Annotated in this window: 20 protein-coding genes; 10 read left to right on the top strand and 10 right to left on the bottom strand. The window is 71.3% G+C overall.

Annotated features, from left to right (window positions below):
• Positions 1–34 precede the first annotated feature (34 nt).
• Together ACIBNA_RS12040 and ACIBNA_RS12035 are read left to right on the top strand one after the other, a co-directional pair.
• Entirely contained in the window at positions 35–1081 is a 1047-nt protein-coding gene (locus ACIBNA_RS12040) for a S66 peptidase family protein (RefSeq protein WP_399165099.1), read from the top strand.
• Positions 1082–1145: 64 nt separating this feature from the next.
• Positions 1146–2453 (top strand): MFS transporter, encoded by a 1308-nt coding sequence (locus tag ACIBNA_RS12035; RefSeq protein WP_399165098.1) that lies wholly within the window; start codon positions 1146–1148, stop codon positions 2451–2453.
• A gap of 353 nt (positions 2454–2806) precedes the next feature.
• On the opposite strand, the gene ACIBNA_RS12030 is transcribed toward ACIBNA_RS12035, so the two are convergent.
• From ACIBNA_RS12030 to ACIBNA_RS12010, 5 genes are all read right to left on the bottom strand, one after another.
• Positions 2807–3808 (bottom strand): TerC/Alx family metal homeostasis membrane protein, encoded by a 1002-nt coding sequence (locus tag ACIBNA_RS12030; protein WP_399165097.1) that lies wholly within the window; start codon positions 3806–3808, stop codon positions 2807–2809.
• A 223-nt stretch (positions 3809–4031) separates the two neighbouring features.
• The gene (locus tag ACIBNA_RS12025; RefSeq protein ID WP_399165096.1) at positions 4032–6050 is read right to left on the bottom strand and encodes a TerD family protein; all 2019 of its coding nucleotides are present in this window, start codon (positions 6048–6050) and stop codon (positions 4032–4034) included.
• Positions 6051–6126: 76 nt separating this feature from the next.
• Positions 6127–6705 carry a TerD family protein gene (locus tag ACIBNA_RS12020; protein WP_399165095.1) on the bottom strand — a complete coding sequence of 193 codons (579 nt, stop codon included), beginning with the start codon at positions 6703–6705 and terminating at the stop codon, positions 6127–6129.
• A gap of 138 nt (positions 6706–6843) precedes the next feature.
• A complete protein-coding gene (gene uvrB, locus ACIBNA_RS12015) occupies positions 6844–8988 on the bottom strand; it encodes an excinuclease ABC subunit UvrB (protein WP_399165094.1) in 2145 nt (714 codons plus the stop codon).
• 40 nt (positions 8989–9028) lie between these two features.
• On the bottom strand, positions 9029–9895 hold the full coding sequence (locus ACIBNA_RS12010; protein WP_399165093.1) for an MHYT domain-containing protein: 867 nt from the start codon (positions 9893–9895) through the stop codon (positions 9029–9031).
• A 286-nt stretch (positions 9896–10181) separates the two neighbouring features.
• Here ACIBNA_RS12010 and ACIBNA_RS12005 point away from each other — a divergent pair, with 286 nt between their 5' ends.
• Positions 10182–11051, top strand: coding sequence for a glycerophosphodiester phosphodiesterase (locus ACIBNA_RS12005; RefSeq protein ID WP_399165092.1), 870 nt, complete (start codon positions 10182–10184; stop codon positions 11049–11051).
• Positions 11052–11124: 73 nt separating this feature from the next.
• Complete coding sequence (locus ACIBNA_RS12000) at positions 11125–11679, top strand: methylated-DNA--[protein]-cysteine S-methyltransferase (RefSeq protein WP_399165091.1); 555 nt, start codon at positions 11125–11127, stop codon at positions 11677–11679.
• 11 nt (positions 11680–11690) lie between these two features.
• On the opposite strand, the gene ACIBNA_RS11995 is transcribed toward ACIBNA_RS12000, so the two are convergent.
• Positions 11691–12119 (bottom strand): VOC family protein, encoded by a 429-nt coding sequence (locus tag ACIBNA_RS11995; RefSeq protein WP_399165090.1) that lies wholly within the window; start codon positions 12117–12119, stop codon positions 11691–11693.
• 99 nt (positions 12120–12218) lie between these two features.
• On the opposite strand from ACIBNA_RS11995, the gene ACIBNA_RS11990 reads away from it, so the two are divergent.
• Both ACIBNA_RS11990 and ACIBNA_RS11985 read left to right on the top strand, forming a co-directional pair.
• Positions 12219–13127, top strand: coding sequence for a pseudouridine-5'-phosphate glycosidase (locus tag ACIBNA_RS11990; protein ID WP_399165089.1), 909 nt, complete (start codon positions 12219–12221; stop codon positions 13125–13127).
• A gap of 248 nt (positions 13128–13375) precedes the next feature.
• Complete coding sequence (locus ACIBNA_RS11985) at positions 13376–14266, top strand: carbohydrate kinase family protein (protein ID WP_399165307.1); 891 nt, start codon at positions 13376–13378, stop codon at positions 14264–14266.
• Positions 14267–14291: 25 nt separating this feature from the next.
• Here the strand turns inward: ACIBNA_RS11985 and ACIBNA_RS11980 are convergent, their stop codons facing one another.
• Positions 14292–15086: a methyltransferase domain-containing protein gene (locus ACIBNA_RS11980; protein ID WP_399165088.1), complete on the bottom strand. Its 795-nt coding sequence runs from the start codon at positions 15084–15086 to the stop codon at positions 14292–14294.
• A 311-nt stretch (positions 15087–15397) separates the two neighbouring features.
• Between ACIBNA_RS11980 and ACIBNA_RS11975 the strand changes: the two genes are divergently transcribed.
• On the top strand, positions 15398–16525 hold the full coding sequence (locus ACIBNA_RS11975; RefSeq protein WP_399165087.1) for a magnesium and cobalt transport protein CorA: 1128 nt from the start codon (positions 15398–15400) through the stop codon (positions 16523–16525).
• Positions 16526–16567: 42 nt separating this feature from the next.
• Here ACIBNA_RS11975 and ACIBNA_RS11970 read toward each other — a convergent pair whose 3' ends face one another.
• Both ACIBNA_RS11970 and ACIBNA_RS11965 read right to left on the bottom strand, forming a co-directional pair.
• A complete protein-coding gene (locus tag ACIBNA_RS11970; protein WP_399165086.1) occupies positions 16568–16996 on the bottom strand; it encodes a CBS domain-containing protein in 429 nt (142 codons plus the stop codon).
• 125 nt (positions 16997–17121) lie between these two features.
• Entirely contained in the window at positions 17122–17754 is a 633-nt protein-coding gene (locus ACIBNA_RS11965) for a uridine kinase (protein WP_399165306.1), read from the bottom strand.
• Positions 17755–17944: 190 nt separating this feature from the next.
• Here ACIBNA_RS11965 and ACIBNA_RS11960 point away from each other — a divergent pair, with 190 nt between their 5' ends.
• The 3 genes from ACIBNA_RS11960 (at position 17945) to ACIBNA_RS11950 (ending at position 20870) form a co-directional block, all read left to right on the top strand.
• Positions 17945–18643 carry a DUF2293 domain-containing protein gene (locus ACIBNA_RS11960; RefSeq protein WP_399165085.1) on the top strand — a complete coding sequence of 233 codons (699 nt, stop codon included), beginning with the start codon at positions 17945–17947 and terminating at the stop codon, positions 18641–18643.
• Between the two features lie 137 nt (positions 18644–18780).
• Positions 18781–19260: a DUF1772 domain-containing protein gene (locus ACIBNA_RS11955; protein ID WP_399165084.1), complete on the top strand. Its 480-nt coding sequence runs from the start codon at positions 18781–18783 to the stop codon at positions 19258–19260.
• A gap of 119 nt (positions 19261–19379) precedes the next feature.
• Complete coding sequence (locus ACIBNA_RS11950; protein ID WP_399165083.1) at positions 19380–20870, top strand: glutamate synthase subunit beta; 1491 nt, start codon at positions 19380–19382, stop codon at positions 20868–20870.
• A gap of 156 nt (positions 20871–21026) precedes the next feature.
• Here the strand turns inward: ACIBNA_RS11950 and ACIBNA_RS11945 are convergent, their stop codons facing one another.
• A complete protein-coding gene (locus ACIBNA_RS11945; RefSeq protein ID WP_399165082.1) occupies positions 21027–21839 on the bottom strand; it encodes an SAM-dependent methyltransferase in 813 nt (270 codons plus the stop codon).
• Positions 21840–21909 lie beyond the last annotated feature (70 nt).

Raw genomic sequence — 21909 nt, 5'->3', positions numbered from 1 at the left:
GCGCCGAGAGCCCGCCGGGCCGTAGCTTCACGGCATGACGAGCCTTTCCTACCCGCCCAAGCCGTCCCCCGGTGACCGCATCGCCGTGCTCTCGCCCTCCTCCGGCCTGCCGGGGCTCTTACCGCTCCCCTACGAGCTCGGCCTGGAGCGGCTGCGCAAGGAGTACGGGCTGGAGCCGGTCGAGTATCCGGCGACCCGCAAGATGGGCTCCACGCCCCAGGAGCGGGCCGACGACATCCACGCGGCCTTCGCCGACCCGGACATCAAGGCGGTCATCGCGTCGATCGGCGGGGACGACCAGATCACCGTGCTGCCGCTGCTGGACCGGGAGTTGATCCGGGCCAACCCGAAGCCGTTCTTCGGGATGAGCGACAACACGAACCTGCTCGCCTACCTCCGCAACAGCGGCATCGTCTGCTTCCACGGCGGGAGCGTCATGTGCGAGCTGGGACGGCCCGGAGCCATGCACCCGCAGACCGCCGAGTCCCTGCGGGCGGCCCTGTTCACCTCCGGCCCGTACGAGTTGCGGCCCGCCGAGCGGTGGCGTGACATCGACCGGGACTGGGCGGACCCGGCGACCTTCGACGCGGAGCCGGAGACCCGGCCCGGGACCGGCTGGACCTGGGTCAACGCCGACCGGGTGGTCGAGGGCCGCAGTTGGGGCGGCTGCCTGGAGATCATCGGCTGGCTGCTGATGGCCGACCGCGAGATCGCACACGACCTGTCCGAGTACGACGGCGGCGTGCTGCTCCTGGAAACCTCCGAGGACATGCCGAGCGCCACGGAGGTCTTCTGCACCCTGCGCAACATGGGCGAACGCGGGCTGCTCCAGCGCTTTCCGGCCCTCCTCATGGGCCGCCCGAAGACCTGGTCCTTCGAGCGGCCCAACAGCCCGGAGGAGGCCGCTCGTCACGCTTCCGACCAGCGTGAGGCCGTCCTGAGCGCCATGCGGACCTACGCCCCCGACGTCACGATCGTCTTCGACGTGGACTTCGGGCACACCGATCCGCAGCTGGTGATCCCGTACGGGGGCACCGTGCGCGTGGACGGACCGGCACGGCGCATCACGGTCACGTACTGAGTGCCCCGGGCCCCTCCGCGCGCCCCCCCCGTAACCCGCCGTCACGGTGGGTAGTTGACGCGGCATGCATGACGTACGCACCGTAAGGGCCCCGTCCATGCCGCGCCTGGCGGCAGCCTCGCTCGCCGGCACGGCCATCGAGTTCTACGACTTCTTCGTCTACGGCACCGCGGCGGCCCTGATCCTGGGGCCGTTGTTCTTCCCGACCTTCTCGCCGGTGGCGGGGACGCTGGCCGCCTTCGCCACGTTCGGCGTGGGTTTCATCGCGCGGCCGCTGGGTTCGGTGCTGTTCGGGCACATCGGGGACCGGCGGGGGCGGCGGCCCGTCCTCGTCGCCTCCCTGCTGCTGACCGGTGCCTCCACGGTCGCGGTCGGCTGCGTGCCGACGTACGAGACGATCGGCGTGGCCGCTCCCCTGCTGCTCCTGGTGCTGCGTTTCCTCCAGGGGCTGGGGCTCGGCGGGGAGTGGGGCGGGGCGGTGCTGCTGACGGTGGAGCACGCGCCCGCCGGGCGGCGCGGGCTGTGGTCGAGCTTCCCGCAGGTCGGGCCCGCGCTGGGGTTCCTGCTCGCCAACGGTGTCGTGCTGGGGCTGTCGGCGACGCTGTCCGAGGCGCAGTTCGCCTCGTGGGGGTGGCGGGTGCCGTTCTGGGCGGCGGGGGTGCTGGCCGTGGTGGGCCTGTGGCTGCGTTCCTCGCTCGCCGAGAGCCCGAGTTTCCTCAAGATCGAGGACCACGCGCGCGTGCCGCTCGTCGAGGTCCTGCGCGACCACTGGCGCCTCCTGCTCCTGACCGGCGGGGCGCTCGCGATCGGCTACGCGATCTTCTACGCCGTGACGACCTGGTCGCTCGCCTACGGGACGGAACGGCTCGGGGTGAGCCGCAGCGTCATGCTGACCTGCATCATGGCCGCGGTGGTCGTGAAGGGGGCGCTCACGCCGCTGATGGCGCTGCTCGGCGACCGCTACGGCCGGCGCCCGCTGTGCCTGGCCGGGTGCGCGGCCGCCGCCCTGTGGATGTACCCGATGGTCGCGCTCCTCGCCACCGGCGCGCCGCTGCCGATGTTCCTCGGCTTCCTCGGGGCGATGCTCGCGTTCATCACGATGTTCGCCGTGATCGCCGCGTATCTGCCGGAGCTGTACGAGCCGCGGGTGCGCTGCACGGGCGCCGCGGTCGGTTACAACCTCGGCGGGGTCCTCGGGGGCGCGCTCACGCCGATCGTGGCGACGGCTCTGGCAGAGCAGGGCGGGCGGGTCCCCTGGGGCGTGGCCGCGTATCTGACGGCGATCGCGCTGTTCAGCCTGGGGTGCTTCGCGCTGCTGCCGGAGACACGTCCGGTGCCGGTGGCGGCGGCTGCGGAGCCTGCTTCCGGGTGACCTTGGTGGTGGTGCGCAAGCGGGTGGTGGTGAGTGAGCGGGTGTCGCGCGTAAGCGGGTGGTGGTGCGCGTAAACGCTTGCGTGAGCGGTTACGCGCGTCTGCGGCGAGTGTCTACGGGTTGATCGCCAGCTCCAGATACGCCGCGAACAGCACTAGACGGGGACCCCGTCGCCCCGGAGCGGCGTGGCCCGGTCTCGAAGTCGATGATCTGTACGAACTTCATGGCATCTCCAGCCGGCCACGGCGTCCCCGGCTCGGGAACGCGCTCAAGAACAAGCAAGCACCGGGACCGGCGATCGGCAATTCGCCGACCACCGGTCCCGGTGATGGTTGCTCCTACCTCCGACGTGGTCAGACGTCGATGCTGTCCTTCGGAGCGCCTCCGCTCTGCGCCTGCGCCGCCTCGGCCGCCGCCTGCTTCTTCGAAGCGCGCAGGCTGGTGATCGTGGTGACGATCAGGACGGCGCAGATCACGCCGAGCGAGACCGGAATGCTGATCTCGGGCACGTGCACCCCGGACTCGTGCAGCGCGTGCAGCACCAGCTTCACGCCGATGAAGCCGAGGATGATCGACAGGCCGTAGCTGAGGTGGACCAGCCTCTTCAGCAGACCGCCGATGAGGAAGTACAGCTGTCGCAGACCCATCAGGGCGAACGCGTTGGCCGTGAAGACGATGTAGGGGTCCTGCGTCAGGCCGAAGATCGCGGGGATGGAGTCGAGCGCGAACAGCACGTCCGTAGAGCCGATCGCGAGCATCACGACCAGCATCGGGGTCATGACCCGCTTGCCGTTCTCCTCGATCCACAGCTTGGTGCCGTGGTAGCGGTCGGCCACACCGAAGCGGCGCTCGGCGGCCTTGAGCAGCTTGTTCTCCTCGAACTCCTCGTCCTCCTCTTCCGCCCTGGCCTCCTGGATGAGCTTCCAGGCGGTCCAGATCAGGAAGGCGCCGAAGAGGTAGAAGACCCACGAGAAGCTGGCGAGGATCGCTGCGCCCGCGGCGATGAAGATGGCCCGCAGGACCAGGGCTATGAGGACACCGATGAGGAGTACCCGCTGCTGGTACTGCGAGGGAACCGCGAACTTCGCCATGATCAGGACGAAGACGAAGAGGTTGTCGACGCTCAGCGACTTCTCGGTGATGAAGCCCGCGAAGAACTCGCCGGCGGGCTGGCCGCCGCCGAACATGAGCAGGCCGAGCCCGAAGAGCGCGGCCAGGACGATCCAGACGACCGTCCAGATCCCGGCTTCCTTGATCGATACGTCGTGCGGCTTGCGGCCGATGAAGAAGTCGACCGCGATCAGGGCGGCGAGCCCCACGATCGTCAGGACCCATAGGGTCACGGAAACATCCACTGCGCCTCCGGCAGTCGTAACGGCAAATGTCAGCGTCGTCGCTGCCGGAGGTCTCTTCCACCCATGGATGGGCCGACGCCCCGGAATCTGGTCTGATCCGTATTGACGGGTACGCCGCAGCAGACAGGGAGTACTCCCCTCCGTGTCGATAACAGTACCGCAATCACCAAGAACAGGTAAAGCGCTTGGCAAAAGAAAGGCCAAGTCCCCAGGTCAGGCGGCTTTACACGTACTTGGTGCGGGCGGCCGCGACCTGGGTGAGCACCTGCTGGAGGACCTGGCTGCCCGGCGGCACGAGCGAGGGCTCATACGTCCAGGCATGACCGACCCACGGGTCGGCGAGATGGTCGTCGGGCACCGGTGTCAGTCGCAGCAGCGAACGCCACAGCGGGTCGAGCAAAGGCCCGTACCCGGAGGACTCCTCGCGGTCGGCCACCATCATCAGGTGGACGCCGAAGGCGGGACCCTCGTCGGCGAGGTAGCGCAGCTGGTTCACGGCCCGGTCGTCGAAGCCGTGCGGGAAGTCGTTGACGATCAGCAGTTGCTGTGAGGTGTCGAAGCCGGGCGGGAGGGAGTCGGCGACCCCTCCGCGCACCGCCATCTGCACCAGGTCGACCCGCTGGGTGAGCCGGGCCAGCACGTCCGCCACCCCTGCGGCGCCGAGCGCGGGCGGGGCCGCGAGCACACCGGTCTGCACGAGGGGTGCGAGCGGTTGCGCGCCCGAGCCGGCCGGGTCGATGACGTGGACGGTGAACTCGCCCGCCGGGTAGACGGCGAGCAGCCGGGCCGCGTGCGCGACCGCCGTCTCCATGGCGAGACGCCCCAGGGCGTGCGAGTCCGCGAACGAACCGTCGGACGATCCGGTCCGGCCGCTGTCGATCCACAGGCCGCGCTCCAGCGGCAGCCGTACCAGCATCGGGATGCGGATCCGGTCGGCCTCGGGGAGATGGAGGTCGCCCAGGCGCAGGGCCATGGGGATCTCCATCGGTACCCGGTAGCTGTGCCAGACGGGGCTGTCCCAGCGGGCGTACGCCGGCGGGAGGGCCGGTTCCACGACCTCGGCCTCGGCCGTGAGCTGGGCGAGGTCCCGGTCGAGGGCCTCGCCGGCCTGGGTGACGAGCTGGGCGTGCCGGGCGCGGGCCGCCTCGCGGGCGGCGTCGCCCTGGCCGCCGATCCGGCTGCGCGGGTCGGACAGGACCTGTTCGAGCTCCTTGTCCATGCGGGACTCGGCGAAGTCGACGGCGCTGCGGTAGGCGGCGGCAGTGCGGGCCAGGTCCTCGAACATGCCCCACACCTGGTTGTAGAGCCGCTCGTCCATGGACCAGCCGGTCGCGTCGCCCGCGACGGGCTGTGCGGGCTGCCCGGGTGCGGCGGGGGGTGCGGTGGGCGGCGGCGGGGGCGGAGCGGCGTTCTGGCGGCGTGGGTGGCTGTAGTCGATCGGGCCGCCCGCGGTGGGCGTGGACGACTGGGTGACGGCGTCGGGGTCCGGCGCCGGGCCGGGATACGACGGCGTCTGCGGCGCGGGCTGCCCCGGCCCGCCGGGCGTCTGACCGCCGTACGGCGAGGTCGGTGGTGCCTGGCCCGGCTGGGGCGCGGTGCCGCCCTGGTCCGGGCCGAGGGCCGGGGCCGCGGCCTGCCGGGAGCGGTCGCCGTCCGCCGTGCGCGGCGGGGGCACCTGCACCGAGCGGGCCAGTCCCTGGGCCACCGCGTCGTCGATGCCGACGGCGAGCTGATGGGCCTCGGGCAGACCCTGGTCGGTGAGGAGTTCGGCGAGGCCACCCGCGTAGCCCTGGCCGACGGCGCGCACCTTCCAGGCGCCCTGCCGGCGGTAGAGCTCCAGGGCGACGACCGCCGACTCGGCCTCCAGGCCGGTGATGGTGTAGCTGGCGATCTCGGCGCCGTCGAGGCCGGTGACGGCGACGAACGGGGCGGCCACGGCGCCGAAACGGACCGGGCCCGCCCCGCCGGCGGGCAGGGCGAGCAGCACGCCGACACGGTGGACGGCCTCCGGCACGGCGTCCAGATCGACGGCGAGGCGATGGTCGGCGGCGGCCTGCCGGGAGACCTCGAGACCCGGCTGGGTGGGCGCGCCCGGGTGGGCGACCCACTCCACGCCGCGGATCCGGCCGCTTTCATCGCTGAGCGCGGCCGCGGCCACGATCGGCGTGCCGGCCGAGACCCGGATCTCGAGACGGACCTGGGAGAGCGGATGGTTCTGCCCCCGCACCAGCTCGGCCGTCATCGCCTTCTCCCCCTGTGTCGTTGTGTGGTGTCGTGTGGCGCTCGCCGGCCCGGCCCGGCCGGTTGCCTCCGGGGCCTCAGAGGACGGGCAGGATCGCCGGCATCAGGTCCTGGAAGGTACGGCCGTTGGCCGGGTTGCCGAGGGCCGTCATCGTCCAGCCCGGGCCCGAGCGGTGCACCTTGGCCATGATCTGGGCCGTGTACTGGCCGCCGCCGGCCAGGGTGTAGCGGGCGAGCTCCTGGCCGTTGGTCTCGTCGACCAGGCGGCAGAACGCGTTCTGCACCTCCTGGAACGTCTGGCCCGTGAAGGAGTTGACGGTGAAGACGATCTGGTCGATGTGCACCGGGACGCGCGAGAGGTCGACGAGGATCGCCTCGTCGTCGCCGCCCTGGCCGACACCGCCGACGAGATTGTCACCGGTGTGGCGCACCGAGCCGTCGTCGCTCACCAGGTGGCGGAAGAAGACGACGTCGACCGGCTGCTTGTCGGCGAACAGGACGGCCGAGGCGTCGAGGTCGACCTCTCGCGTACGCGAGCCGAACAGGCCGCGCCGGGGAGCCGCCTGCCAGCCGAGACCCATGCGCACCGCGGTCAGGCTGCCGCCGTCGTTCTTCTGCAGACTGATGGCCTGACCCTTGGTCATGTTGACGGTCACGCGCTGATCCCCTCTCGGACGTCCCCTGTTGCCGCGCAGCCGCGGTTGATCAGAACACTACGCAGGAGCACTGACAGTGACGTACCCCGGTCCGCACTTTGTGTCGGTCTTGCAACACTGCGCGTACGCGGTCCGCTGTCAGGCCAGGCCCGCCTCCTTCATCTGGCGCAGCTCCTTCTTCATCTCGGAGACCTCGTCGCGCAGCCGGGCCGCGATCTCGAACTGGAGGTCCGCGGCGGCGGCCCGCATGCGCGCGGTGAGCTCCTCGATCTGCTCGCTGAGTTCGGCCGCGGGGCGGTCGGTCGGCACCGTCTCCTTGGCCTTGCCCCTGCCCTTGGCCGGCTTGGCACCCTCGGCGGCCCTGCCCAAGGAGGGCACGGGCGACTTGGTGCCCCCGCCGTCCTTCTTCGCCTTGCGGTAGCCCGAGCCGAGCAGCTGCTCGGTGTCGATGTCCTCGCGGGCGATCTGGGCGACGATGTCGTTGATCTTCTTGCGGAGCGGCTGGGGGTCGATGCCCCGCTCCTTGTTGTACGCGATCTGCTTCTCCCGGCGCCGGTTGGTCTCGTCGATGGCCTTCGCCATCGCCGGGGTGATCTTGTCCGCGTACATGTGGACCTGGCCGGAGACGTTGCGCGCGGCGCGGCCGATGGTCTGGATCAGGGAGGTGCCGGAGCGCAGGAAGCCCTCCTTGTCGGCGTCCAGGATCGCCACCAGGGACACCTCGGGCAGGTCCAGGCCCTCCCGCAGGAGGTTGATGCCGACCAGCACGTCGTACTCGCCGGCGCGCAGCTCACGCAGGAGTTCGACGCGGCGCAGGGTGTCGACGTCACTGTGCAGATAGCGCACCTGGATGCCCAGCTCCAGGAAGTAGTCCGTGAGGTCCTCGGCCATCTTCTTGGTGAGCGTGGTGACCAGGACGCGCTCGTCCTTGTCGGTGCGCTGCCGGATCTCGTGCACCAGGTCGTCGATCTGGCCCTCGGTGGGCTTGACGACGACTTCCGGGTCGACGAGGCCGGTGGGGCGGATGATCTGCTCGACGACTCCGTCCGAGCGGGAGAGCTCGTAGGCACCCGGGGTCGCCGACAGGTAGACCGACTGGCCGATGCGCTCCTGGAACTCCTCCCACTTCAGGGGGCGGTTGTCCAGGGCGGAGGGCAGCCGGAAGCCGTGGTCGACGAGGGTGCGCTTGCGGGAGGCGTCGCCCTCGTACATGGCGCCGATCTGCGGGACCGTGACGTGTGACTCGTCGATGACGAGGAGGAAGTCGTCCGGGAAGTAGTCCAGCAGGGTGTTGGGCGGGGAGCCGGGCAGACGGCCGTCGAAGTGCATCGAGTAGTTCTCCACCCCGGAGCAGGAGCCGATCTGGCGGAGCATCTCGATGTCGTACGTCGTGCGCATCCTGAGGCGCTGGGCCTCCAGGAGCTTGCCCTGCTTCTCCAGCTCGGCGAGGCGCTCGCCCAGCTCCTTCTCGATGTCGTTGATGGCCCGCTCCAGGCGCTCGGGCCCTGCGACGTAGTGGGAGGCCGGGAAGACGTACAGCTGCTGGTCGTCGCTGATGATCTCGCCGGTGACCGGGTGCAGTGTGGACAGCGCCTCGATCTCGTCGCCGAACATCTCGATGCGGACGGCCAGCTCCTCGTAGACCGGGAAGATTTCGATGGTGTCGCCGCGGACGCGGAAGGTGCCGCGGGTGAAGGCCATGTCGTTGCGCGTGTACTGGATGTCCACGAAGCGGCGCAGCAGCTCGTCGCGATCGTGCTCCTCGCCGACGCGGAGGGGGACCATGCGGTCCACGTACTCCTGCGGCGTACCGAGGCCGTAGATGCAGGAGACCGAGGCGACCACGACGACGTCGCGGCGGGTGAGCAGCGAGTTGGTCGCGGAGTGGCGCAGGCGCTCGACCTCCTCGTTGATCGAGGAGTCCTTCTCGATGTAGGTGTCCGACTGCGGGACGTAGGCCTCGGGCTGGTAGTAGTCGTAGTACGAGACGAAGTACTCGACGGCGTTGTTCGGGAGCAGCTCTCGGAACTCGTTCGCCAGCTGGGCGGCCAGCGTCTTGTTCGGCGCCATCACGAGCGTGGGGCGCTGGAGCTTTTCGATCATCCACGCGGTGGTGGCGGACTTGCCGGTGCCGGTCGCGCCCAGCAGGACGACGTCCTTCTCGCCTGCCTGGATGCGCTGGGCGAGCTCGGCGATGGCCGTCGGCTGGTCGCCGCTCGGCTGGTAGGGGCTGACGACCTCGAAGGGCGCCACCGTGCGTTCGATGTGGGAAACGGGCCGCATGGGATCCACCGTACGACCCCGCACTGACAACGGGCTCCGATCAGCGGTTCTGCGGGGCCCGGGAGCCGCGGTGGTCCACGGTGCGGCGGGGGCGGAGCCGCGGGCGCTGCGGGTTGTGAGCGGTGTGGGTGTGGGCGGGGATGCCGGGCCTCTGCTCGACGGGGACGACCGTGGGCTTCCCCATGACCATCAGTGGGTCGAACATCACCACGATGCCCGCGAGGAGGAGGAAGGCGAGCGGGCCGACCAGCATGGGCGCGAGCAGAGCCGCGGGCGACTCCCCCGTGGCGGGTTCCGCCGTCCCGTGCAGGTGGACGCTGAGGGCGGCCATGCCGGTGTAGTGCATACCGCTGACCGCGAGTCCCATGACGAGGCTGGCGCCCACGCTCCACAGGAAGCCCCGGACCTGGCCGGCCGCCCACAGGGCGGCGGTGGCGGCGGCCATGGCGATCGCGACGGAGATGCCGACGGTGAGCGTGTCGTACTCCAGCTTCCCGTCCAGGCTCATGCTGGCCATGCCGAGGTAGTGCATCGAGGCGATGCCCAGGCCGGTGATGGTGCCGCCGGTGAACAGGGCCGTTCCGCGGGCTCCCCTGTAGCCGACGATGAAGATCCCGATGCCCACCATCACGATCGCGACGGCCAGGCTCGCGAAGGTCATCGGCTTGTCGTAGTGGATCGGGGTCCCCCGGACCGTGAACCCCATCATCGCGATGAAGTGCATGGTCCATATGCCGGAGCCGATGGCGGCCGAGCCGAGGGCGAGCCAGCCGGGGCGCCAGGACTGGGCGACGAGCATGGACCTGGTGGTGCAGCGCAGACCCAGGGCGCCGCCGAGGCAGGCCATGAGGTAGGCCACCAGGGGTGTGACCAGGCCGTAGCTGAATCCGTCGACCGTGCCCTGCATGCGCGGCTGCCCTTCCCGCCCTTTGCGTCCCGGAATTCCTGATGTGCGCCCCTGCCAGGACCGCAGGAGCGGTCAGGGTTGACGCAGAGAGTATGACTCCCACCGGAATGGTCGAACGACTTTCCGGCAAAGAAACACGCCCTTGCCGCAGTTGTGCGGTACCAGTGAGCGGAGTTGGGTCCTCTCCATTCAACCTGTGGTCATCCTGTACCCCTCTCGCGTTGACCCTCTGCTGTCACAGTTGAGCTGTCTGTGATGCCGTGATCGCTCGACGCGAGGAGTTCGTATGCACGCGCGCGCTGTTGCCGCCTCGACCACCGCGCTCCTGGGGACCGCCGCCCTCCTGTTCCCCGCCTCCCCGGCGCGGGCCGCCGACGGCGGGTCGCCGCTGGTCATCGCGCACCGGGGGGCCTCCGCGTACGCGCCTGAGAACACGCTGGCCGCCGTGGACAAGGCGGCCGAGCTGGGCATCCGCTGGGTGGAGAACGACGTGCAGCGGACCCGGGACGGTGAGCTCGTCGTCCTCCACGACGACAACCTGCGGCGCACCACCGACGTCGAGGAGGTCTTTCCCGACCGGGCTCCCTGGAAGGTGAAGGACTTCACCGCCGCCGAGATCGGCCGTCTCGACGCGGGCAGCTGGTTCGGCCCCGCGCACGCGGGCGCGCGCGTGCCGACGCTGGAACAGTTCGTGAACCGCGTCGAGCGTCATCATCAGAAGCTTCTCCTGGAGATCAAGAACCCGGAGCTGTACCCGGGCATCGAGCGGCAGACGCTCAAGGTCCTCAGCAACGAGGGCTGGCTGGACCGGTCGCATCTGGCGGGCCGGCTGATCGTGCAGAGCTTCAGCGCGGACAGCGTCCGGACGGTGCACGAGCTGAAGCCCGCCGTGAAGACCGGCTTCCTGGGCACGCCGCCCGTGTCGGACCTGCCGGCCTACGCCGGCTTCGCCGACCAGATCAACCCGTCGTACGGCTCGCTCTCCACGGCGTACGTCTCCTCCGTCCAGGCGTTGACCGGACCGCACGGCAGGCCGCTGGAGGTCTTCACCTGGACGGTCGACGACGCGGCGACGGCCCAGCGGGTCGCCGAGTACGGCGTCGACGGGATCATCACGAACAAGCCGGATGTGGTCCGGGAGGCCGTGGAGGGGTGAGGCAGGCTGGCTGCCGGTGGGCGATCCGTCCGGCCGGGGCGGCGTTGTCAGTGGTGGGTCGTACGGTGGGCGCATGGACAGCCATGGGCAGGTTGAGCAGCGGGTCGTGTGGGGCGTCGTCGGCAGCGGCATCGGCCCGCTGTTGCTGGCGGCGACCCGCGAGGGCCTGGTGAACGTCGTGTTCCATGCCACGGACGCGGTGCGGGACCGGGCGGTCGAGCGGCTGGCGTCACGCCTCGGCACCGAGCCCGTCGAGGCGCCCGGCTCCCCGCTGCTGGCCGAGGCGGTACGTCAGGTCGAGGCGTACTTCGCGGGTGAGCGCCGCGATTTCGACCTGCCGCTGGACTGGTCGCTGATCTCCGGCTTCAACCGGGAGGTCCTGCGCGAGCTGGCATCCGGTGTGCCGTACGGCACGGTCGTCGGGTACGGCGATCTGGCCGGGCGGGTCGGCCAGCCGGGCGCCGCCCAGGCCGTGGGCACGGCGATGGGCGCCAACCCGCTGCCGGTGGTGGTGCCCTGTCACCGGGTCGTCGAGAGCGGCGGCGGAATCGGCGGCTTCGGGGGCGGGCTGGAGACCAAGCGGAAGCTGCTCGCCCTCGAAGGGGTGCTGCCCGAGCCGCTGTTCTGAGGCGGGTCCGGTCAGTCGTAGTGCCGCGCCTCGAAGACGTTGCCGTCCGGGTCGCGGAAGTAGAAACTGCGCGTGGCCTTGCCCCGGGCTCCGAAGGAGTCGTACGAGAGGTCCGACACCGGTACGGAGCGTTCCTCCAGGCGGCTGAGAAGGGCGTCGAAGTCGCCCCGTGGCAGGGACAGGCAGACGTGGTTGACAGGGTGCCCCGCACTGTCGGCGGCGCCGGGCAGCATCGTCATGCGTTCCGCGAAGGTCAGCGGCATGAGGTCGAGGATGGTCTCGTCGTTGACGCGTACGGAGGGGAACGGCACCTCACCGGCGGTGAACTCGGTGAGCCTGACCGTCTCCAGGCCGACGGCCTTCTCGTAGAAGTCGGCGGCTGCTATCGGGTCGCGCACCCAGAGGACGACGTGGTCGAGTCGTGGTGTGTTGTCCGTCATGCATTCAAGGCTCGTGACGTCGCCGACAGCCCGCAAGGGTTTGGCCCGGCGCGCCGCCCGCCAGGGATGAGGGAGGACCGACCGACAGGAGGCAGGCGCGTGGTGCTGGTGGTGTCAGAAGAGGTGCGGGAGGCGATCGGCGCGCGTCGGCCCGTGGTGGCCCTGGAGTCCACGATCATCGCCCACGGACTGCCGCGGCCGCGCAACCTCCAGGTGGCGCTGGAGCTGGAGACGGCCGTGCGGCAGGAGGGCGCGGTGCCCGCGACGATCGCCGTGCTGGACGGGCGGCCCCATGTCGGGCTGGACAAGGAGCAGCTGGAGCGGGTCGCGAACGAGCACGGCATCCGCAAGCTGGGCCACCGCGACCTGCCGCTCGCGACGGCGTCCGGGGCGAGCGGGGCGACCACGGTGTCGGCGACGGCACTGCTGGCGGCGCTGGCGGGCGTGCGCGTGTTCGCGACGGGTGGGCTCGGCGGGGTGCACCGGGAGTGGACGGCGACGCAGGACGAGTCGGCCGACCTGGGGCTGCTGGCGCGGACGCGGATCACCGTGGTGTGTGCCGGGGTGAAGTCGATCCTGGACGTGCCGGCGACCTTGCAGCGGCTGGAGACGCTGGGTGTCGCGGTGGCCGGTTACGGCACCGACCGGTTCCCCGGCTTCTATCTGTCCGACTCGGGGCATCCGGTGGACTGGACGCTGCGGACGCCGGAGCAGGTGGCGGGCGTCATGCGGGCCCAGGACGCCCTCGCCGGGCCGGAGTCGGCGCTGATCGTCGCCAACCCGGTCCCCGAGGAGGAGCAGCTGGATCCGGAGCTGCACGCGCGCGTGCTCGCGGACGCGCTGCACGCGTGCGAGGAGGAGGGAATCACCGGCCAGGCGGTGACGCCGTTCCTGCTCGACCACCTCGTACGGCACACCGACGGCGCCTCCCTGAGCGCCAACCTGGCGGCGGTCCGCGGCAACGTACGCCTGGCGGCGCGGATCGCGACGGCCTGGGCACGGGGATGACCGGGGCCGGGGCCGATCGCGGTGCGGTGGGCAGAGCCGGCTCGGCGGGGAGCGGAGCCGGCCCATCGGAGGTGACAGCGGGCTCGGCGGAGAGTGGAACCGACCCATCCGAGACCGCAGCCGGCTCGCCGGAGGGCGGGACGCGCTCGACGGAGAGTGGAACCAGCCCATCGGAGGTCGCCGCGGACTCGGCGGAGAGTCGAACCGCCCCATCGGAACCCGCCGCGCGCTCGGCGGACGGCGGGGCGCTGCTGGTCGTCGGGGACGTCATCACGGACGTCGTCGCGAGGCACGAGAGGTCGCTCGCGGCCGGTACGGACACGGCTGCATCGATCCGGACGGTGCCGGGCGGGGCGGGCGCCAACGTGGCGTGCTGGGCCGCACACCGGGGCGCGGCGCAGGTGCGGCTGCTCGGGCGCGTGGGGGCGGAGGCCGCCGCCTGGCACGAGCGTGAGCTGGTGGCCCACGGCGTGCGTCCCAGGCTCGTCGTCGACCCGCAGGCGCCGACCGGCACGGTGATCTGCCTGGTCGACGGGGGTGCTTCGGCCGAGCGGACGTTCCTCACCGACAGCGGCGCGTCGTTGCGGCTGGAACCCGCCGACTGGTCGGACGCGCTGCTCGACGGCGTGGCCCGGCTGCACCTGTCGGGCTACCTCCTGTTCTCCGAACCGAGTCGCGCCCTGGTGACGGTGGCTCTGCGGGCCGCACGCGCGCGTGGCGTGCCGGTGAGCCTGGATCCCGCGTCGGCCGGTTTCCTCGGGGAGCTGGGCGCCGGGCGCTTCCTCGCGCTCGTCGAGGGCGTGGACGTACTGCTGCCCAGCCGGGACGAGGCGTGTCTGCTGACGGGGCTGACCGACGCGGCCGACGCGGCGGCCGAGCTGAGCCTGCGTGTTCCGCTGGTGGTGGCCAAGCAGGGGCACGAGGGGGCGCTCGTGGCCCGCTCGGGGAAGGTGTGCGCCCGCGTCCCCGCCGTACCGGCGACGGCACGGGACACCACGGGCGCCGGGGACGCCTTCACCGGCGCGTTTCTCGCCGCCCTGCTCGCGGGTGCCGGGCCGGAGGAGGCGGCGACGGAGGGCTGCCGGGCGGGTGCGAGGGCGGTGGAACGGGTGGGCGGCAGACCGCCCCTGCCCGGCTGATGCCCGGCGCCCGCACGGTCCTTGGCTACTGCTTGCGGCCCCACGCCGAGATCATCGGAGCCGTCGTCAGATCGAGGGCGCCGGACGTGACGTTCGCGAGATGCCGGTCGATGTCCTGGTCCGTGGCGAGGCCCGCCGTGACCAGCTGGTCGCGGATCTGACGGATCGTGACGGACTCCAGGGCGGCGCAGTCCGGCGAGGCGACGGGGAAGTAGGCGTCGGCGTGCACGCGGGTCAGGCCGGCTTCCCGGAGCAGCCGCGGGAGGATGCGGCCGCAGGGGAGGTCGGTCCCGCGGTCGGCGAGCAGTCTGCGGAAGCCGTGCCGCAGCCGGTTCGCGAGCTGCTGCTCGGGGCCGTGCTCGTCGGGGCAGAGCAGCGGCTGAAGGGCGGGGTCGGCGTCCTCGACGAGGATGCGCCCGCCGGGGCGCAGTGCCTTGACCATGGACCGCAACGCCCTTGCCCGGTCGGTCACGTGGACGAGGGCGAGACGGGCGTGCACCAGGTCGAAGCTCTCCCCCGGCGGCTCCTGGGCGTCGAGGTCGTGCACGCGCACCTCGACGGGCGGCCGGGCAGAGGGGGCGAGCCGTGAGGTGTCGGTGTCGGTCGCGACGACGCGTCCGGTCGGGCCGACCTTCTTCGCCAGCCAGGACGCCACGGAGGTACCGCCGGCTCCGACCTCCCAGCACCGCCAGCCGGATCCGATGCCGAGCGCTTCGAGGTGCCGGAACGTCGTGGGGTCGAAGAGAGCGGCGAAGGCGCTGAAGAGCTCCGCGGCCTCGGTCTGCCGGTTGTCGAGGAGGTACCCATCGGTTCGCGTCATGCCGCGATCATCCCAGTTGCCCGACTTGTCCGTAACGGTCGACGCTCCGGTACAGAGAGTCGGCACTCCCGTACGGAGAACCGCACAGCCCTCGCACGAAGAACCGCACGGCCCCGACACGCGTCGATGTCTGGGGCGTGACGAGCCCTGCGGGAGCCTTTCGGTCACGGCCCGGGGACGACTTCGTCCACAGCCGGGAACAAAGCGGAACGAGCCGTTTCCACAGGCTTACTCGCAGCTCACGTCGGCCTGGCAGACTGACGAACCAAGGCGCGGGAACGGCGCGCGGAGCTCCACGCAAGGAGATGCAGATGTCCATGGCAGGGAATCTGCGGAAGGTCACGAGCCTCGGCGGGGTCGGCGGCCTCCGCAAGGTGGCTCGGCTGGCTCGGCGGCGCCCTCGCGTCGACCTGAGTCACCCGGCCCGCTCCCCGCTGGGCTCCTCGGTGGTGAACTGCGTGACGTACCGGGACGGTGTCCGCACCTCTGCGCGCGGCGATCTGGTGGATGCCGTGGAGTCGGTACGCAAGAAGGGCGAGGGTTTCGTCTGGCTCGGCCTGCACGAGCCGACCGACCGGGAGTTCGCGGGCATCGCCGAGCTCTTCGACCTGCACCCCCTGGCCGTGGAGGATGCCGTCGAAGCCCACCAGCGCCCCAAGCTGGAGCACTACGACGCGACGCTCTTCGCTGTGTTCAAAACGGTCTGCTACGTCGAGCACGAGGAACTCACGGCCACCAGCGAGGTGGTGAACACCGGCGAGATCATGGTCTTCGTCGGCAAGGACTTCGTGATCACGGTGCGGCACGGCCGGCACGGCTCGCTGGGTCCGCTGCGCGAGGAGCTGGAGTCCGATCCCCACCAATTGGCGAAAGGCCCGTCCGCGGTGCTGCACGCGATCGCGGACCACGTGGTGGACGACTACCTGACCGTCACGGACTCGGTGCAGGCGGACATCGACCAGGTCGAGACGGACGTGTTCGCGGAGACCGGCGCGCGGGTGGACCCGGGGCGCATCTACCAGCTCAAGCGTGAACTCCTGGAGCTGAAGCGGGCGGTGGTGCCGCTCAGCCGACCGCTGGAGGATCTCGCCACGCGGCCGATCCGGGTGGTCGACCCGGAGATACAGGCGTACTTCCGCGATGTCTCGGACCACCTGCTGCGGGGGAAGGAGCAGATCGCCGCCTTCGACGAACTGCTCAACTCCATCCTCCAGGCGCACCTCGCGCAGGTCACGGTCGCGCAGAACGAGGACATGCGGAAGATCACGGCGTGGGCCGCGATCATCGCCGTGCCGACGATGGTCTGCGGGGTGTACGGCATGAACTTCGACCACATGCCGGAGCTGCACTGGCGATACGGCTACGGCATGGTCATCGCCGTCATATCCGTCGCGTGCCTGACGCTGTACCGGGGGTTCCGGCGCAGCGGCTGGCTCTGACGGGGGCCGTGACCCGCGGGGGCATGGCGGGGTGATGCGCCGTCAGCGCGGGGTGGTCCTGGCGTAGACGCTCTCGGCCCAGGAGGCGATCTGGTCGCCCGCCAGATGCCGGGCCAGGTCGGCTTCGCTGATCATGCCGACCAGGCGCTTGTCCCGGATGACGGGCAGCCGGCGGATCTGGTGCTCCTGCATCTCGCGGAGCACCTCGCCGACATCGGCGCCCGCGTCGATCCAGCGGGGGGTGCCCTTGGCCATCTCGCCCGCGGTGACCGCGGCGGGGTCGTGACCCATCGCGACGCAGCCGACGACGATGTCGCGGTCGGTGAGGATGCCGCAGAGCCGCTCGTTCTCGTCGCTGATGGGCAGGGCACCGACGTTCAGTTCGCGCATGAGCTGGGCCGCGCGGTCGAGGGTTTCGTGGGCGGGGATCCACTGGACGCCGCGGTGCATGATGTCTCCGGCGGTGGTCATGAAGTACCTCCCGGTGCCGGACGGCCGGCGCGGCGCGGGAGGCACCGCAAGTCCCGGCGCCCTTCATTCTCGCCGCGTCACCCGGTGCCCGCACACGGAGCGGCCCCCGGCCGGCCCAGAGAGGCTCAGCCGCCCCACGCCGGATGGCGCGGATCATCGGCCCGTACCAGGACGTCGGCCGTGCCCGCCGGGTCGGTCTCCTGTTCGTAGCGCTCGAAGGCCGGCAGGGTCCAGTGCTCGTCCTCGGGCGTGCGGCGGCGCAGGGCGCCCGGGGAGAGCAGGACGTGGACGCTCAGATCGAAGGGGAACCAGTGCCGAAGGAGGAAGGGCCCGTGCAGCAACAGCACGCCACCGGTCGGGAGTCGGACGTAGGGGCTGCGGGTGGCCCGGTCGGCGGCCGGGTCCCACAGGTCCGGCAGGACGCGGCCGTCGCCGCCGGCTTCGAGGGGGCCGAACACCTCGCGCCACAGGGCGTTGGTGTCGTACCAGCCGCTGTAATAAGACTCCACGTCCTGGTGGCCGTGCTCCAGTCGCACGGAGGCGGGGCGCAGAAAGCCCTCCGTGCCCACGACGAGCGAGGAGCGGCCGCGTATGCGCAGTGCCTCGGAGACACGCCGGGCGAGGTCTCCCGGGCGGGCGGCCGGGGCGCCGTCGAAGGCGATGCGCGGCCAGGGACTGCCGTCGGCGGGCTTCAGGTCGAGCAGGCGCTCGGCGAGCAGGTCGCCGAGCCGGTCCCAGGTGATCGCTTCCAGTCGCACACGGCCCATGATGCGCCAGGCCACGACAGGACGTGTCATGCCCGCGAGCGCCGCAGACACCGGGCAGGAGGCGGTAGAACGACAGGTGCCGCGATCGCCGGGGTCTCCTCCGGCGGATGCGGTGCGCGCCGCCGTCAGCGGGAATGAACCCTCCATGGTCCATGAACCCCCTGTGGTCCCGGGACCCCGTATGGTCCCGCGCGCGACGCTTCCGCCCCACACCGGACTTCTCGTCTTCCAGCCCCTCAAGCGGCGGCACTGCGCCGAGTGCCGGCGAGGGCCGCTGCCGCTGCTCGTCCTCGAGGACGGCGCCCCGCGCTGCCTCGACTGTGCCGACCTCGGGCATCTGGTGTTCCTGCCGAGCGGCGACACCGCGCTGACGCGCAGATCGCGGGAGGAGAGCGCGCTGTCGGCGGTGGTGGTGCGGTTCAACCGGCGCAAGAGCCGGTACGAGCGGCAGGGCGTTCTCGTCGAGGAGGCGGCGCTCGCGCGGGCCGAGCAGCGGTGTCTCGCGGACGCCGAGGCGCGACAGCGGCGCCGGGTGCGGGACGCGCGGCGCCGGGCGGCTCAGGACGCCCTGGTCGCCCAGGTGTTCGCGGCGGAGATACAGCGGCTGTTTCCCGGATGTCCGGCCGACCGTGCGCGGGCCATCGCCGCGCACGCCTCGGAGCGGGGCAGCGGGCGGGTGGGCCGCAGTGCGGCCGGGCGGGCGCTGGCGGAGGGGGCGGTGACCTCGGCGGTCGTGGCGTCCGTACGGCATCTGGACACGCCGTACGACCGGCTGCTGATGAGCGGGGTGCCGCGGCACGAGGCGCGGCGGCGGATCGCGGCGGCGGTGGAGACGGTGCTGAGGGGGTGGACCGAGGCGGGGCTCGGTTCCGCCGGGTGACCGGTCGGGGGCCACGACAGCGCGGCCGGGCGGGCGTACGCCGTTCGGCCGTGGTCACTGTGCTCGTACGGGATTTCACTTGTGGTGAGGAAGGGTGCCGGGGCAGGATGCCGGCTCGACGGGCGGGAGAGGCTTACATGATCGACGGACCGTACTTCGTGCTGACGGTGCTGGGTGTGCTCGGGACCGGCCTGGTGGCCGGGGTGTTCTGTGGCTTCTCGACCTTCGTCATGCGGGGCCTGGCCACGCTGCCGCCCGCGCATGGGGCAGCCGCGATGAACGCGATCAACGTGGCCGCGGTGACACCGCCCTTCATGATCGTGTTCCTCGGGTCGGCCGTACTGTGCGCGGTGATCGCCGTGGTGACGTTCGTACTGTGGCCGGACGAGGGGACGGTGGAGCTGCTGGTGGGCAGCGCGCTGTACCTGTTCGGCTCGTTCGGGGTCACCATAGTCGCGAACGTGCCGCGCAACGACGCGCTGCTGAAGCTCGACCCGGGCACCTCTCAGGCGGCCGCGTACTGGCCGGCGTATGTGCGCGAGTGGACCATGTGGAACCACGTCCGCACGGTTGCCTCGGCCGGGGCGGCGGTGGCGTACGTGCTGGCCCTCACCTGAGCACTCCGGCAGGTGCTGTCCCGTCCCCTGCGGGTGCGCCGCCGCGGACGTATCGTGGCCGGAAGGAGTGCCGCCCGACGACGCACGGCCTGTCACACGCGCACGCAAGGAAGACGGCCATGGCCGACCCCAAGGGTTTCATGACCACCCCCCGCCAGGACTGGCCGCGCAGGCCCGTCGAGGAGCGGGTCCGGGACTGGGACGAGGTCTACGTCCCCGGCGCCCTGCTGCCGATCATCAGCAAGCAGGCCGACCGCTGCATGGACTGCGGCATCCCCTTCTGCCACGAGGCCTGCCCGCTGGGCAACCTGATCCCCGAGTGGAACGACCTGGTGTCGAGGGAGGACTGGCGGGCGGCCGCCGACCGGCTGCACGCCACGAACAACTTCCCGGAGTTCACCGGCCGGTTGTGCCCGGCGCCGTGCGAGGCGGGATGCGTTCTGGCGATCAACCAGCCTGCCGTCACCATCAAGAATGTCGAGTGCGCCATCGCCGACCGGGCGTGGGAGGAGGGCTTCGCGCCGTCGAGGCCGCCGGAGCGGCTGTCCGGCAAGACGGTCGCGGTGATCGGTTCGGGACCCACCGGGCTGGCCGCGGCCCAGCAGCTGACCCGGGCCGGGCACACGGTCGCCGTGTACGAGAGGGACGACCGGCTCGGCGGGCTGATGCGGTACGGCATCCCCGCGTTCAAGATGGAGAAGCAGCATCTGGAGCGGCGGCTGGAGCAGATGCGGGCCGAGGGGACCAAGTTCCGTACGTCGACGGCGGTCGGGCGGGACATCAGGGCCGATGAGCTGCGGACTCGCTACGACGCCGTGGTGCTCGCCACGGGGGCGACCGCGTGGCGCGAACTCGACGTGCCGGGGCGTGACCTGACGGGCATTCACCAGGCGATGGAGTATCTCCCGCTGGCCAACCGGGTGTGCGAGGGCGATCTGGAGACGTCCCCGCTGTCGACCGCCGGGAAGCACGTCGTCATCGTCGGCGGCGGCGACACCGGGGCCGACTGCCTGGGCACGGCCGTCCGGGAGGGCGCCGCGTCCGTGACCCAGCTGGACATCTACGCGCTGCCGGACACCGAGCGCGACGAGGACACCGAGCCCTGGCCGACGTATCCGGTGCGGGTCTACCGGCTGTCAGCCGCGCACGAGGAGGCCCGTGACCTGCGGACGGCTCGGGTGGCCGACGCGGACGCGCGGCTGTTCGCGGCGTCCACGCTGCGCTTCGACGGTGATGCGGCGGGCCGTGTGCGGTCGCTGCACCTGGTCGAGGTGGACGCGCGGCGCCGCCCGGTGGAGGGCAGCGGGCGGACGCTCCCGGCCGACCTCGTGCTGCTCGCCCTCGGCTTCTCCGGGCCCGACCGGAAGGACGGGCTCGTCGACCAGCTGGGGCTGGAACTGGAGCCCCGCGGCACGATCGCGCGTGACGCCGGTTTCGCCACGAACGTGCCCGGCGTGTTCGCCGCGGGGGACGCCGCCCGGGGCCAGTCGCTCATCGTCTGGGCGATCGCCGAGGGGCGGGCCGTGGCGGCGGCGGTCGACCGCCATCTGACGGGTAGTTCGACCCTCCCGTCGCCGATCGGACCGTACGACAGGCCCATGGCGGTGTAGGAGTGGCCACTTCCCGGATCACGTCGGGGTCGTACGACCGGCATGTACGGCGTATGCGGCAGCGGTACCGCGGCTGCCGCCCGGCACCGAGGCGTCCACGGTCAAGGCCGCCGACCGGCTGGTCATCGCCCTCGGCGCGTTCCGGCGCTCGGAGAGCTATGCCTTGCGTCCCACCGCTCCGTATCCCGGAATCACCCCGTCGTCCTGCCCGGGTACGGGCTCGCCCAGGTCGGGGTGCCAGCGGTGGGGCATCTCGACGCCGGGCTCGACGAGGTCGAGGCCGTCGAAGAAGCGGGTGAACTCCTCGCGGGAGCGCAGGGCCAGGGTGACACCGGCGGCGCGGAGCTTCTCGGTGGCCGCCTTCGACTCCTCCGGCGTGAAGTCGGCCGTGGCGTGGGTGATGACCAGGTAGCTGCCGGAGGGCAGTTCGGCGAGCAGCCGGCGGACCAGATCGTGTGCGCCGTCCTCGTCGGAGACGAAGTGCAGCAGCGCGATGAGCGACAGCGCGACGGGCCGGGTGAGGTCCAGGACCTTCCTCGCGCCCTCCAGGATGGCGTCCGGGTCGCGCACGTCGGCCTGGAGGTACTCGCTCGCCCCCTCGTCCGTGCCGCGCAGCAGGGCCGCCGCGTGGGCCAGCACGATGGGGTCGTTGTCGCAGTAGACGATCCGGGCGTCGGGGGCGGTCTCCTGGGCGACCTGGTGGAGGTTGGGCTCGGTCGGGATGCCGGTGCCGACGTCCAGGAACTGCCGTACGCCGTTGCGGGCCAGCCAGCGCGTGGCCCGGTGCATGAACGCGCGGTTGACGCGCGCCATGACCGGAACCCTCGGGTCGAGGGTGAGCATCTGCCGGCCCATCTCCTCGTCGACCGGGTAGTTGTCCTTGCCACCGAGGTACCAGTCGTACATCCGCGCCGGATGCGGTCTGCTCGTGTCGATCGCGACGGCCGAGGTGGGGTCCTGCCCGGTCATGAGGCACTCCATAAGACACAAGGGGTGATCAATTCAGCACCAGCGTAAGGAAGTTGAGCAACACAAACGG

The organism is Streptomyces sp. NPDC050164 (genome assembly GCF_044459945.1).
Taxonomy (GTDB): Bacteria; Actinomycetota; Actinomycetes; order Streptomycetales; family Streptomycetaceae; genus Streptomyces; species Streptomyces coeruleorubidus_A.
This window is presented reverse-complemented; position numbering and strand designations above follow the sequence as displayed.

Coding starts and splice junctions, on each gene's coding strand:
- ACIBNA_RS11945 (WP_399165082.1), bottom strand. CDS start 21,839: ATGACCGGGCAGGACCCCACCTCGGCCGTCGCGATCGACACGAGCAGA.
- ACIBNA_RS11975 (WP_399165087.1), top strand. CDS start 15,398: ATGTCCATGGCAGGGAATCTGCGGAAGGTCACGAGCCTCGGCGGGGTC.
- ACIBNA_RS12005 (WP_399165092.1), top strand. CDS start 10,182: ATGCACGCGCGCGCTGTTGCCGCCTCGACCACCGCGCTCCTGGGGACC.
- ACIBNA_RS12010 (WP_399165093.1), bottom strand. CDS start 9,895: ATGCAGGGCACGGTCGACGGATTCAGCTACGGCCTGGTCACACCCCTG.
- ACIBNA_RS12040 (WP_399165099.1), top strand. CDS start 35: ATGACGAGCCTTTCCTACCCGCCCAAGCCGTCCCCCGGTGACCGCATC.
- ACIBNA_RS12025 (WP_399165096.1), bottom strand. CDS start 6,050: ATGACGGCCGAGCTGGTGCGGGGGCAGAACCATCCGCTCTCCCAGGTC.
- ACIBNA_RS11995 (WP_399165090.1), bottom strand. CDS start 12,119: ATGACGGACAACACACCACGACTCGACCACGTCGTCCTCTGGGTGCGC.
- uvrB (WP_399165094.1), bottom strand. CDS start 8,988: ATGCGGCCCGTTTCCCACATCGAACGCACGGTGGCGCCCTTCGAGGTC.
- ACIBNA_RS11955 (WP_399165084.1), top strand. CDS start 18,781: ATGATCGACGGACCGTACTTCGTGCTGACGGTGCTGGGTGTGCTCGGG.
- ACIBNA_RS11960 (WP_399165085.1), top strand. CDS start 17,945: ATGGTCCCGCGCGCGACGCTTCCGCCCCACACCGGACTTCTCGTCTTC.
- ACIBNA_RS12000 (WP_399165091.1), top strand. CDS start 11,125: ATGGACAGCCATGGGCAGGTTGAGCAGCGGGTCGTGTGGGGCGTCGTC.
- ACIBNA_RS11980 (WP_399165088.1), bottom strand. CDS start 15,086: ATGACGCGAACCGATGGGTACCTCCTCGACAACCGGCAGACCGAGGCC.
- ACIBNA_RS11950 (WP_399165083.1), top strand. CDS start 19,380: ATGGCCGACCCCAAGGGTTTCATGACCACCCCCCGCCAGGACTGGCCG.
- ACIBNA_RS12035 (WP_399165098.1), top strand. CDS start 1,146: ATGCATGACGTACGCACCGTAAGGGCCCCGTCCATGCCGCGCCTGGCG.
- ACIBNA_RS11970 (WP_399165086.1), bottom strand. CDS start 16,996: ATGACCACCGCCGGAGACATCATGCACCGCGGCGTCCAGTGGATCCCC.